This window comes from Saccharothrix sp. CCNWYY140 (assembly GCF_037401995.1).
In the GTDB taxonomy this organism is placed as follows: Bacteria; Actinomycetota; Actinomycetes; order Mycobacteriales; family Pseudonocardiaceae; genus Actinosynnema.
Window position 1 is genome coordinate 1 of record NZ_JBBEGC010000012.1, and the last position, 12785, is coordinate 12785.

The window sequence follows — 12785 nt, forward strand, 5'->3', positions numbered from 1 at the left end:
GGCTTCGCCCAGGCCGGACGGGGAAAGAAACCGAGGCCCTTCCCGTGGTCGCTGCCGCTTGGCGGAACGCAAGAGCGCGCCGCCTTCGGCGGAAAAACGCGCCTTCGGTGGGAAGGCGTGCCTTCGGCGAAAGCGGCGCGCTCCGCGCGGGAAAGCACGCGGTGGTCGAGTGGTGGGTCGGGCGAGGCTGCGGGCGGGCGGTGCGGAAGCGCGCGTCCGCCCGTGGTCAGCCGGCGAAGGTGCGTTCGCGCTCGCGTTCCTCGTCGGTGGTCTCGATGTGCTTGACCGCGTAGCGGAGCATCGGCGGCGCCATCAGGGACGTCACGACCGCCACCAGCACGACGATCGTGTACCCGGCGGTGGTCAGCACGCCCACCCGCAACCCCACCATCGCCACGATCACCTCGATCACGCCTCGCGCGTTGAGCCCCGCGCCGAGCGCCAGCCCCTCCCAGTGCGTCAGCCGGGACAGCCGCGCCCCCAGGTACGCGCCCGCGAACTTGCCGCCGATCGCGATCGCCAGCACCACCAGCGCCGACAGCAGCACGGGCCACTGCCCCAGCAGGGTCAGGTCCATGCGCAGGCCTGCCGTGGCGAAGAAGATCGGCGCGAGCACGGCCAGGGTCATGGTGCGCAGCGGCGCGAGTTTGCGGCGGTCCAGTAGGCCCGAGGTGCTCAGCAGGATGCCGCACAGGAACGTGCCCAGGATCGGCTCCAGGCCCAGGGCGTGCGTCCCGGCGGCGGACGCGATCAGCAGCACCACGACGGTGGCGACGGTCGGGCCGGCGTCGGTGGACCGGTTGGCCAGCGTCAACGCCCTCTTGACCACCGGGCGGCCGACGAGCAGGGCGACGGCGAACGCCGCGACCAGGCTGCCCGCGGTCAGGGCCACGTGGCCGGCGCGCAGCCCGGTGGTGGCCATCGCGGACACCACCGACAGCAGCGACCAGCCGACGATGTCGTCCACGGCGGCGGCGCTGATGGTCAGCTGGCCGATGTCGCGGTGCAGCAGGTTCAGCTCCACCAGGGTCTTCGCGATCACCGGGATGGCCGACACGCACATCGCCACCCCCAGGAACAGCGCGAACACCAGCGTCTCGGACCCGCCGGACAGCAGCGACACGGGCAGCAGGAACCCGACCCCGACACCCACCGCCAACGGGATCAGCAGGCCGCCCGACGACACCCACAGCGCGGTGGTGCCGCGTCGCCGGACCATCGGCAGGTCGATGTGCATGCCGGTGAACCCGACCAGCATCAGCACCCCGAACTGGCCGACCGCGTCGAGCAGGTGGATCTGGGTGCCGGCGGTCGGGAACAGCCACCCGGACAGACCGGGCCACACGTGCGCCAGCAGTGACGGGCCGAGCACCACGCCGGCGGTCAGCTCACCGACCACCTCGGGCCACGCGAACCGGGCCGCGAGCTTGCCCAGCGCCATCGCCGCGCCCAGCAGGACGGCGAGCTGGAGCAGGAACACGAGCATCTGGTGCGCGCCGATCGGCGTGGGCGGCGCGGCGGCGAGAGGTGTGGCGGCGAGAACGGTCATGGCGGCCCCCAGGGTGGATGCGGTGCCTTTCGACCTCTACGCGGGTTCGGTCGGGCAAGCACTCCGTGGTGCCGTACCCGCGGTCCGGTGGCGCGGAACAGGGGCGTTACGGTGCCCGGCATGGTCTCGGTGCTGCTCGTCGAGGACGACCCGGTGGTGCGGTCGGCGGTGTCGCGCGCGTTGACCGGGCTCGGGCACGCGGTGCTGCCGGTGGGCACGGCGCTGGAGGCGCTGCGCGAGATCGCGGGCGCGTCGTTCGACCTGGTCGTGCTGGACCTGGGGTTGCCGGACATGGACGGCGCGGACGCGTTGCGGATGATGCGCGGCGTGTGCGACGTGCCGGTGATCGTGGCCACCGCCCGCGACGACGAGGCCGAGATCGTGCGGCTGCTCAACGCGGGCGCGGACGACTACCTGGTCAAGCCGTTCTCCAGCGAGCACCTCGCCGCGCGGCTGTCGGCGGTGCTGCGCCGAGCGCGCAAGGACGACAAGCCCGAGCCGATCCGGATCGGGCAGCTGACCATCGACCTGGACCGCCGCGAGGCGCGGCTGGGCGCGCGGGAGCTGAACCTGACCCGCAAGGAGTTCGACCTGCTGGCCTACCTGGCGGCGCGCGAGGGCAAGGTGGTGCCGCGCGGGGAGCTGCTGGCCAACCTGTGGAACCTGCCCGGCCGACACGACGACCAGACGCTGGACGTGCACCTGTCGTGGCTGCGCCGCAAGCTCGGGGAACGGGCCGCCCAGCCGCGCTACCTGCACACCGTGCGCGGGGTCGGGTTCAAGCTCACGGCGGCGGAGTGACGTGCGCAAGTCCCTCGCGCTGGTCTCGCTCGCGGTCACGTCGATGGTGGCGCTGGCGTTCCTGATCCCGCTGGCCCTGGTGGTGCGGCAGCTGGCCGAGGACCGGGCGGTGGCCGACGCCGAACGGCAGGCGGGCGCGCTGACGCCGGTGCTGGTGATCACCGTGGACCCGGCGGCGGTGCAGCAGGCGCTGGCGTCGATCTCCGGGCGTGTGGCCGTGCACCTGCCCGGTGGCCAAGTGGTCGGCGCGGTGAAGGCGACCGACGAGCAGTTGCGGTCGGCGCGCGAGGAGGGGTTGTCCTCCAGCGGACCCGTGCCCGACGGGTGGGTGCACCTCCAGCCGGTCGTGCTCGGCGAGGACCGGGTCGCGGTGGTGGAGGCGTTCGTGCCCTCCGCGGAGCTGTCCCGGGGTGTCACGTCGGCGTGGCTCGCGCTGTCCGGGGTGGCGGTGTCGCTGGTGTTGGCGTCGGTGCTGGTCGCGGACCGGTTGGGGGCGCGGGTGGTGCGGGCGTCGCGGGCGTTGGCCGACGGCGCGCGGCGGATGGAGCAGGGCGACCTGGCCGCGCGCGTGACGCCGACCGGTCCGCCGGAGCTGGTGGACGCGGGCGGCGCGTTCAACCGGATGGCCGACCGGATCGGGCAGCTGATGGCCAACGAGCGGGAGATCCTGGCCGACCTGTCGCACCGGCTGCGCACGCCGTTGACCGCGTTGCGGCTGGACTCCGAGACGCTGGGCGCCGACCCCGGCGCCAACCGGGTGCGGCAGGCCGTGCACGCGCTGGAACGCGAGGTCAACGAGCTGATCCGGGCCGCCCGCAAGGAGTTGGACGACCCGGCGGGCGGGCGGTGCGACGCGGCGCAGGTCGTGCACGACCGGCTGGTGTTCTGGTCGGCGCTGGCCGACGACCAGCAGCGGCTGTGGAACCTGCGCGGCACCGAGCGGCGCGCGTACGTGCCGCTGACCCGCAGCGACCTCGCGGCGGCGATGGACGTGGTGCTGGGCAACATCTTCCGGCACACGCCGGAGGGCACCGGGTTCGTGGTGGCGCTGTTCCACCGGCCCGAGCAGGTGGTGATCGTCATCGAGGACGCGGGGCCGGGCATCGAGGACCTGGAGACGGCGCTGCGCCGTGGAAGCAGCAGCGCCGGCTCCACCGGTCTCGGACTCGACATCGCCCGCCGCGCGGCCGAGTCCACCGGAGGCTCGCTGGTCGTGGACCGCGGGCCGCTCGGGGGCACCCGGGTCCAGTTGCGGCTGACCCGGCTGCCGGAGCGCCAAGGCTAGCCGGCGCTTTCTTTGCGGCACCTGATGGCACCTTTAAATGTTCCTTAAATAATTCGTGTGTTGACATTTCCGAAAATGGCTGACAAGGTCATTTTCGGAATCGAGGTCGACCGCAGCGCTCTCCCTCTTGCCCGGTTGCCCCATTCCGCGTCCGGTGCGGCGACCGCAGCGCCTTACCCTGCACAAAGGCGCTCGGCGGTCGCCGCACCCGAAAGCCGTCGAATGCAGATGAGGTTTTCCGCGTGTTCCGCACGAAGCGTGCACTGCCCGTCGTCGTCGCACTGGCCGGCCTGGCGCTGGCGGGGTGCGACGACCCCGAGGAGATCGGCCTGGTGACCGCCACGGCCACGACGACGGTCCGCACGACGTCCCAGACCGGCACCCCGGTGACGTCCCCCTCGCCGTCCACCACGTCCGCCACCACCACGACCACCACCGAGACCACCACCACCCCACCCGCGCCGCCCACCACGACGACCGTCGAGCCGACCCTGGAACCCACGCCGCCCGCGCCGCCCATCGCGCCCGCCAAGACCGAGGTGGAACTGGCCGAGGCGAAGGTGTTCAACCTGACCAACGCCGAGCGCGCGGCCCACGGCTGCCCGGCCCTGGGCATCGACGAACGCCTCGACAAGGCCGCCCGCGGCCACAGCGCGGACATGGCGGCCAACAACTACTTCAGCCACACCTCCCAGGACGGCCGCACCTTCGCCGACCGCATCAAGGCCGCCGGCTACCCGTCGCCCGGGGCGGAGAACATCGCGGCCGGGCAACGCACGCCGGAGGCCGTGGTGAAGGGGTGGATGGAATCGCCGGGCCACCGGGCGAACATCCTCAACTGCAAGCTGAAGACACTGGGCGTCGGCATGGCCCGCGGCGGTTCCTACGGCATCTATTGGACGCAGAACTTCGGCTGGTGAGCCGAGGCTTGTTCGGCTCGTTCAGACGGCCAGGGTGACGTCGGCTCGCAGGCGTGGAGCCGTTGGTAGAACCGCGCCAGTTCAAAGGCGCAACCGCCCGCGAGGTGGTTCGATCACGCCATGACCCACTCCGGCGAAGCCCACCACGACGACCTGGCCGAACGCCTGAACTGGTTGCGCGCAGGGGTGTTGGGCGCGAACGACGGCATCGTGTCCACGGCGGGCCTAGTGGTAGGCGTCGCCGGCGCCACTGCGGACCGCACAACGGTCTTGGCCGCCGGCGTGGCCGGGTTGGTAGCCGGCGCGCTGTCGATGGCCGGCGGCGAGTACGTCTCGGTCAGCACCCAACGCGACACCGAGCGAGCGGCCCTGCGCTTGGAGGCGCGGGAGTTGCGCGAGATGCCGGAGGAGGAGGAACGCGAACTCGCCGACATCTACGAGGACAAGGGCCTGTCCCCGGACTTGGCCGCCCAGGTCGCCCGGGAGCTGACCGAACAGGATGCGCTACGGGCACACGCCGAGGCCGAACTCCAGATCGACCCGGACAACCTGACCAGCCCGTGGCAGGCCGCGTGGGCGTCCCTGGTGTCGTTCGCGGTGGGTGCTCTGATCCCGCTGGTGGCGATCGTCCTGCCGCCGCTGTCGTGGCGGGTGTGGACGTGCGCGGTGGCGGTGCTGGCGGGGTTGGTGCTGACCGGGGTGATCAGCGCGCGGCTGGGCGCAAGCCCGGTGTGGCGGGCGGTGCGGCGGAACGTCGTGGTGGGCTCGCTGACCATGCTGGTCACGTACTACGTGGGCCTGCTGTTCGGCGTCACCGTGGGCTGACCCCGGAGCCGCCGAACCGCGGTGCGGTCCTCCCGTCCCGCACCTAGCGTCGCAGGGGTCGAACCAGCGCGGGGAGGAGCCACCGATGCCCGACCAGCCGACCAGACGCCGAATGCTCCGCGACGCAGGCCGTGGCGCGGCGGTCCTGCTGGTCTCGGCGGCCGGACTGGCCGCGGCGGCGACCGGCGCGGCGGCGGCGTCGAGTGCGTTCCGGTGGTGCTCCCGCTGCCAGGGGATGTGGTTCATCGAGGGCGACAACCAGGGCCACTGTCCCGTCTTCCACTTGTGGGACCACAACCACTACTCGAGCGGGAGCGGCGTCTACACCATCCGCCGTGCGACGGAACCCGGAGCCGGGCAGCCGGGTTGGCACTGGTGCCGGTTCTGCAAGGCCGTCTGGTACCTCGGGCGCGGCGAACGCGGCCAAGGCGTGTGCCCGCTCTTCCCGGGGTGGCACAGTCCGGGACAACCCGTGCCGGACCTCCTGTTGGACTCGTTCCGGTTGGAGGACGTCACCAACAACAACGGGCCGGGCGGCCAGGACCGCTGGCACTTCTGCCACCGGTGCAACTGCCTGTTCTTCGCGGGCAACGGCCTCGCCGCCACGCGCTGCCCAGCCGACGGCAACCACGACGGCAGCCGGAGCGGCAACTACCTGCTCCGGGTTTCGTAGCCGCGACCGGCACCCGGCGGGTTCCGTCAGCCGGGCCGCGACGGTTTGTGACGGCGGTCACGCAGTGCGCACACCCGTAGTGGGTCGTGAAAAAAGTTGTCCCTCGAAGGTGTGAAGACCGCAGGAAGCGGGTAACCGCCGCTGGCTTGGCGCCGTTGGGTGCGTCAAGACCAAGAGCGGAGGTGCCACCAGTGACCCATCCCCCGACAGCTCTCCTCGTCCCGCGCAGCGCGCGTGCCGAACGGCGGCTCTGGATGATGCTCGCCCTGCTCTTCATCCTGGTGGCGGGCGTGAACGGGATCGTCGCGCTGAGTGAGGCGCAGGTGTGGCAGGGCGGTTTGGCCGGCTTGTCCGTCTTGGCCGCCGCCGGGTGCGGGAGAGTGGCCCAGCGCATCCCCGAGCAGTTTTAGTCGGCGCTGAAGAGGCTGAAGAGGTCGAGAAGCTAGTCCGACTGGGCGTAACCTGTTGGTAGGAATGATGTCAACTGGGCGTGGGATTCACCACGACGCCCTGTCGGACTAGAGCCATAACCGCAAATTCACACTATCGTCACAAGACCCCGGCAACCCCGGTGCACCGCCCCGCGTGACAAGCGGCCCGATCCGGCCGCGCGGCACGCGCACAAGGAAGTGCAGTTTCCCGCACAACGGAGTGCGGCCCCACGCCCCCATCTCCCCCGGCGTGGACCCCAAGCCAGCAGTCCTGCGAGGCCGAGCCGCCGCGCGTCGACGAAGCGCGCGAAGAGCAGCCCGGCCATGTCTGTTTGCCCGAAAACAGCCAAGACAGGCGATGCCACGGGAGGGCCCGTTGTGACCCACCACCACCAGCCACAGCTCGGTCTTTACGACCCGCAGTTCGAGCACGACGCCTGCGGTGTCGCGTTCGTCGCCGACCTCGCAGGTCGGAGAAACCACGCGATCGTCGCCCAGGCGCTGGTCGCGTTGCGCAACCTGGAGCACCGGGGCGCGCGGGGCGCGGAGCCGGAGACCGGCGACGGCGCGGGCATCCTGATCCAGGTGCCCGACGCGTTCTTCCGCGAGGTCGTCGACTTCGACCTGCCCGAACCAGGCGCCTACGCGGTCGGCACCGCCTTCCTGCCGCACGACGACGATGACGTGCGGGCGGAGATCGAGCGCATCGCCGACGAAGAGGGCGCGACCGTCCTGGGCTGGCGCGACCTGCCCGTGGACACCGACCACGTCGGTCCCACGGCCAGGACCACCATGCCCCGGTTCCGCCAGCTGTTCCTGGGCGGTGAGGACGGCATGGAGCTGGAGCGCCTGGCGTTCGTCGTGCGCAAGCGCGCCGAGCACGCCACCGGCGTCTACTTCCCGAGCCTGTCGGGCCGCACCATCGTCTACAAGGGCATGCTCACCGAGCCGCAGGTCGAGAAGTTCTTCCCCGACCTGATCGACGAGCGGGTCACCAGCTCGATCGGCCTGGTGCACTCCCGGTTCTCCACCAACACGTTCCCGTCGTGGCCGCTGGCCCACCCGTACCGGTACGTGGCCCACAACGGCGAGATCAACACGCTGCGCGGCAACCGCAACTGGATGGACGCGCGCGAGTCGATGCTCGCCACCGACCTCATCCCGGGCGACCTGGAGCGGATCTTCCCGGTCATCACCCGCGACGCCAGCGACTCGGCGACCTTCGACGAGGTCCTCGAACTGCTGCACCTGGGCGGCCGGTCCCTCCCCCACGCCGTGCTGATGATGATCCCCGAGGCGTGGGAGAACCACACCGAGATGGACCCGCAGCGGCGCGCGTTCTACGAGTTCCACTCCACCCTCATGGAGCCCTGGGACGGCCCGGCGCTGGTCGCGTTCACCGACGGCACCCTGATCGGCGCGGTGCTGGACCGCAACGGCCTGCGCCCCGCCCGCTACTGGGTCACCGAGGACGGCCTGGTCGTGCTGGGCTCCGAGGCCGGCGTGCTGGACCTCGACCCGACCACGATCGTCCGCAAGGGCCGCCTCGAACCCGGCCGCATGTTCCTCGTCGACACCGCGCAGGGCCGGATCATCGACGACGAGGAGATCAAGGGCGAGCTGGCCGCCGAGCACCCGTACCAGGAGTGGGTCTCCGACGGGATCCTGCACCTGACCGAACTGCCCGCGCGCGAGCGCGAAGTGCCGACGCACGCGTCCCTCGTGCGCCGTCAGCAGGTCTTCGGCTACACCGACGAGGAACTCACGCTGCTGCTGCGGCCGATGGCCAAGTCCGGCGCGGAGCCGATCGGCTCGATGGGCAACGACGCCCCGTTCGCGCCGCTGTCCAACCGCCCCCGGCAGCTGTTCGACTACTTCACCCAGCTGTTCGCGCAGGTCACGAACCCGCCGCTGGACGCGATCCGCGAGGAGCTGGTCACCTCGCTGCACGCGACCCTGGGCGCGGAACCCAACCTGCTCCAGGCCGACGCGAGCAGCTGTCGCCGCATCTCGCTGCCCTTCCCGGTGCTGGACAACGACGAGCTGGCCAAGCTGGTGCACGTCGACGACGACGGCACCCTGCCGGAGTTCCGCACCCACACCGTGCACGGCACCTACGACGTCAAGGGCGGCGGCGACGCGCTCGTCGGCCGGCTGGCGGAGATCAAGGTCGAGGTGTCGGCGGCGATCCGTGACGGCGCCCGGCTGGTCGTGCTGTCCGACCGCGGGGTCGACGAGGACCACGCGCCGATCCCGTCGCTGCTGCTGACCGGCGCGGTGCACCACCACCTGGTGCGGGAGAAGACCCGGACCCAGGTGGACCTCATCGTGGAGTCCGGCGACGCCCGCGAGGTGCACCACATCGCGCTGCTCATCGGCTACGGCGCCAAGGCGGTCAACCCGTACCTGGCGATGGCGTCGGTCGAGGAGATGCGCGACCTCGACCCGAAGACCGCCACCCGCAACCTGATCAAGGCGCTGGGCAAGGGCGTCCGCAAGACGATGTCCAAGATGGGCGTCTCGACCGTCGCCTCCTACACCGGCGCGCAGATCTTCGAGGCCATCGGCCTGGGCGCGGAGGTCGTGGACTCCTGCTTCACCGGCACCACGTCCCGCCTGGGCGGCATCGGGTTCGACGTGATCGCCGAGGAGGTCGCCCGGCGGCACCGGCTCGCGTTCCCGCCCGACGGCGTCCGCGCCCACCACCGGGAGCTGGAGGTCGGCGGCGAGTACCAGTGGCGCCGCGAGGGCGAGGCGCACCTGTTCAACCCGCAGACGGTGTTCAAGCTCCAGCACTCCACGAAGACCGGTCGCTACGACATCTTCAAGGAGTACACGAAGGCCGTGGACGACCAGTCCAAGCGGCTGATGACCCTGCGCGGCCTGTTCGAGTTCAAGGACGTCCGGCCCCCGGTGCCGATCGACGAGGTCGAGCCGGTCTCCTCCATCGTCAAGAGGTTCGCCACCGGCGCCATCTCCTACGGCTCGATCTCGCAGGAGATGCACGAGACCCTGGCCATCGCGATGAACCGGTTGGGCGCGAAGTCCAACACCGGCGAGGGCGGCGAGGACCCGGAGCGGCTCTACGACCCGATCCGCCGTTCGGCGATCAAGCAGGTCGCTTCCGGCCGGTTCGGCGTCACCAGCGAGTACCTGGTCAACGCCGAGGACATCCAGATCAAGATGGCGCAGGGCGCGAAGCCCGGCGAGGGCGGTCAGCTGCCCGGCGCGAAGGTGTACCCGTGGATCGCCCGCACCCGGCACTCCACGCCCGGCGTCGGCCTGATCTCGCCGCCGCCGCACCACGACATCTACTCGATCGAGGACCTCGCCCAGCTCATCCACGACCTGAAGAACGCCAACCCGGCGGCCCGCATCCACGTGAAGCTGGTGTCCGAGGTCGGTGTCGGCACGGTCGCGGCGGGCGTGTCCAAGGCGCACGCGGACGTCGTGCTCATCTCCGGCCACGACGGCGGCACGGGCGCGTCCCCGCTGTCGTCGATCAAGCACGCCGGTGGTCCGTGGGAGCTGGGCCTGGCCGAGACGCAGCAGACGCTGCTGGCCAACCGGTTGCGCGACCGGATCGTGGTGCAGACCGACGGCCAGCTCAAGACCGGCCGGGACGTCGTCATCGCGGCCCTGCTGGGCGCGGAGGAATTCGGTTTCGCCACCGCTCCCCTGGTCGTGTCGGGCTGCATCATGATGCGGGTCTGCCACCTCGACACCTGCCCGGTGGGCGTGGCCACGCAGAACCCGGCGCTGCGCGCGAAGTTCGCGGGCAAAGCCGAGCACGTGGTCAACTTCTTCGAGTTCGTGGCCCAGGAAGTGCGGGAACTGCTGGCGCAGCTGGGTTTCCGGTCGCTGGAGGAGGCCGTGGGCCACGCCGAGCTGCTGGACACCCGCAAGGCCGTGGACCACTGGAAGGCCGCCGGGCTGGACCTGTCGCCGATCTTCCACGTGCCCGAGCTGCCCGCCCGCGCCTCGCGCCACCAGGTCGTGGCGCAGGACCACGGGCTGGAGAAGGCGTTGGACAACACGCTGATCCAGCTCGCCGAGGGCGCGCTCTCCTCCGGTGACCGGGTGCGGCTGGAACTGCCGGTTCGCAACGTCAACCGCACGGTCGGCACCATGCTGGGCTCCGAGGTCACCAAGCGGTGGGGCGGCGAAGGCCTGCCCGACGACACCATCGACATCACCTTCACCGGCACCGCCGGGCAGTCGTTCGGCGCGTTCCTGCCGCGCGGCATCACGTTGCGGCTCATCGGCGACGCCAACGACTACGTCGCCAAGGGCCTGTCCGGCGGGCGGATCACCGTGCGGCCGGTGGCGGACGCGCAGTTCTCCGCCGAGCAGCACATCATCGCGGGCAACGTCATCGGCTACGGCGCCACCAGCGGCGAGATCTTCCTGCGCGGCAAGGTCGGCGAACGGTTCTGCGTGCGCAACTCCGGCGCGCTGGCCGTGGTCGAGGGCGTGGGCGACCACGGCTGCGAGTACATGACCGGCGGCCGGGTGGTCGTGCTCGGGACGACCGGGCGCAACTTCGCGGCGGGCATGTCCGGCGGCGTGGCCTACGTGCTGGACGCGAAGGAGCAGCGGGTCAACCAGGAGATGGTGGACCTGGACCCGCTGGACGACACCGACCGCGAGTTCCTGCGGACGGTGGTGGAGAAGCACTACGCGGAGACCGACTCCGCGGTGGCGCACGGCCTGCTGGCGGACTGGGACCTCGCCGTCGACCGGTTCACCAAGGTCATGCCCAAGGACTACAAGCGGGTGCTGGCCGCGCGGGCGCGCGCGGAGCAGGAGGGCCGCGACGTGAACGAGGCGATCATGGAGGCCGCACATGGCTGACCCGCGCGGTTTTCTGACCACCGAACGCGAGACCCCGCGCAGCCGGCCGGTGTTCCTGCGGCTGCGCGACTGGCGCGAGGTCTACGAGGAGTTCGAGCGGCCCAAGCTGGAGAAGCAGGCCGGCCGCTGCATGGACTGCGGCATCGCGTTCTGCCACCAGGGCTGCCCGCTGGGCAACCTGATCCCGGAGTGGAACAGCCTGGTGTGGCAGCAGGACTGGCGTGACGCCATCGAGCGGCTGCACGCCACCAACAACTTCCCGGAGTTCACCGGGACGTTGTGCCCCGCCCCCTGCGAGGCCGCGTGCGTGGTCGGGATCAACGGCGATCCCGTCACGATCAAGCGGGTCGAGATCTCGATCGTCGACCGCGCCTTCGACGAGGGGTGGGTCACGCCCCAGGAGCCCCGGACCCGCACCGGCTTCAAGGTCGCCGTGGTGGGTTCGGGGCCCGCGGGCCTGGCCGCCGCGCAGCAGCTGACCCGCGTGGGCCACGACGTGGTGGTCCTGGAGCGGGCGGACGCCATCGGCGGGCTGCTGCGCTACGGCATCCCCGAGTTCAAGATGGAGAAGTGGCGGCTGGACCGCCGGTTGGACCAGATGCGGGCCGAGGGCACCGAGTTCCGGACCAACGTCAACGTCGGCGTGGACGTGACGGTGGAGGAGCTGCGGCGCTCGTACGACGCGGTGGTGCTGGCCGGTGGCGCGACGGCGTGGCGGGACCTGCCGGTGCCCGGCCGCGAGCTGTCCGGGGTGTACCAGGCGATGGAGTACCTGCCGTGGGCCAACCGGGTCGCGCGCGGCGAGCTGCCGGACTCGCCGATCTCGGCGGCCGGCAAGCACGTCGTGGTCATCGGCGGCGGTGACACCGGCGCGGACTGCGTCGGCACCGCCCACCGGCAGGGCGCGGCGTCGGTGACGCAGCTGGAGATCATGCCCCGGCCCGCCGAGACGCGGTCCGAGGCGCACCCGTGGCCGACCTACCCGATGCTCTACCGGGTGACCTCCGCGCACGAGGAGGGCGGCGAGCGGGTGTACTCGGTGTCCACGGTCGAGTTCCTGGGCGACGCCGACGGCGCGGTGCGGGCGTTGAAGCTGGTCGAGGTGGACTCGAAGTTCCAGCCGGTGCCGGGCACCGAGCGGGAGATCCCGGCCCAGCTGGTGACCCTGGCGATGGGTTTCCTCGGGCCGGAGAAGGCCGGGCTGCTGGAGCAGTTGGGCGTCGAGTTGGACGCGCGCGGCAACGTGGTGCGCGATGACGCCTTCAAGACGTCCGTGGACGGCGTGTTCGTCGCCGGCGACATGGGCCGCGGCCAGTCGCTGATCGTGTGGGCCATCGCGGAGGGCCGTTCGGCCGCCGCGGGGGTGGACGCGTTCCTCACCGGGCGGCAGGTGCTGCCCCGACCGATCGAGCCGACCGACCGGCCGATCGCGTGAGCCGGTCCCGCG

General features: G+C 71.3%; 9 protein-coding genes. 8 read left to right on the plus strand and 1 reads right to left on the minus strand.

Going from position 1 to position 12785, the window contains the following annotated elements; translation table 11 throughout:
- Positions 1-226 precede the first annotated feature (226 nt).
- Positions 227-1549 (minus strand): cation:proton antiporter, encoded by a 1323-nt coding sequence (locus WBN91_RS09360; protein ID WP_337723354.1) that lies wholly within the window; start codon positions 1547-1549, stop codon positions 227-229.
- 120 nt (positions 1550-1669) lie between these two features.
- Between WBN91_RS09360 and WBN91_RS09365 the strand changes: the two genes are divergently transcribed.
- The 8 genes from WBN91_RS09365 to WBN91_RS09400 all read left to right on the plus strand — a co-directional run bounded on the left by WBN91_RS09365 (position 1670) and on the right by WBN91_RS09400 (position 12773).
- Positions 1670-2350, plus strand: a complete 681-nt coding sequence (locus WBN91_RS09365) for a response regulator transcription factor (protein WP_337723355.1) — start codon at positions 1670-1672, stop codon at positions 2348-2350.
- Between the two features lies 1 nt (position 2351).
- Positions 2352-3635: a sensor histidine kinase gene (locus WBN91_RS09370; RefSeq protein WP_337723356.1), complete on the plus strand. Its 1284-nt coding sequence runs from the start codon at positions 2352-2354 to the stop codon at positions 3633-3635.
- Positions 3636-3877: 242 nt separating this feature from the next.
- A complete protein-coding gene (locus WBN91_RS09375; protein WP_337723357.1) occupies positions 3878-4555 on the plus strand; it encodes a CAP domain-containing protein in 678 nt (225 codons plus the stop codon).
- Between the two features lie 120 nt (positions 4556-4675).
- On the plus strand, positions 4676-5380 hold the full coding sequence (locus WBN91_RS09380; RefSeq protein WP_337723358.1) for a VIT1/CCC1 transporter family protein: 705 nt from the start codon (positions 4676-4678) through the stop codon (positions 5378-5380).
- An 85-nt stretch (positions 5381-5465) separates the two neighbouring features.
- Complete coding sequence (locus WBN91_RS09385; protein WP_337723359.1) at positions 5466-6053, plus strand: hypothetical protein; 588 nt, start codon at positions 5466-5468, stop codon at positions 6051-6053.
- Positions 6054-6244: 191 nt separating this feature from the next.
- Entirely contained in the window at positions 6245-6463 is a 219-nt protein-coding gene (locus tag WBN91_RS09390; RefSeq protein WP_337723360.1) for a hypothetical protein, read from the plus strand.
- Between the two features lie 399 nt (positions 6464-6862).
- Positions 6863-11338 (plus strand): glutamate synthase large subunit, encoded by a 4476-nt coding sequence (gene gltB, locus WBN91_RS09395; protein WP_337723361.1) that lies wholly within the window; start codon positions 6863-6865, stop codon positions 11336-11338.
- On the plus strand, positions 11331-12773 hold the full coding sequence (locus tag WBN91_RS09400) for a glutamate synthase subunit beta (protein WP_337723362.1): 1443 nt from the start codon (positions 11331-11333) through the stop codon (positions 12771-12773). The genes gltB and WBN91_RS09400 overlap by 8 nt, the downstream gene beginning before the upstream one ends.
- Positions 12774-12785: the final 12 nt, after the last annotated feature.

Coding starts and splice junctions, on each gene's coding strand:
- WBN91_RS09385 (WP_337723359.1), top strand. CDS start 5,466: ATGCCCGACCAGCCGACCAGACGCCGAATGCTCCGCGACGCAGGCCGT.
- WBN91_RS09400 (WP_337723362.1), top strand. CDS start 11,331: ATGGCTGACCCGCGCGGTTTTCTGACCACCGAACGCGAGACCCCGCGC.
- WBN91_RS09380 (WP_337723358.1), top strand. CDS start 4,676: ATGACCCACTCCGGCGAAGCCCACCACGACGACCTGGCCGAACGCCTG.
- WBN91_RS09365 (WP_337723355.1), top strand. CDS start 1,670: ATGGTCTCGGTGCTGCTCGTCGAGGACGACCCGGTGGTGCGGTCGGCG.
- WBN91_RS09360 (WP_337723354.1), bottom strand. CDS start 1,549: ATGACCGTTCTCGCCGCCACACCTCTCGCCGCCGCGCCGCCCACGCCG.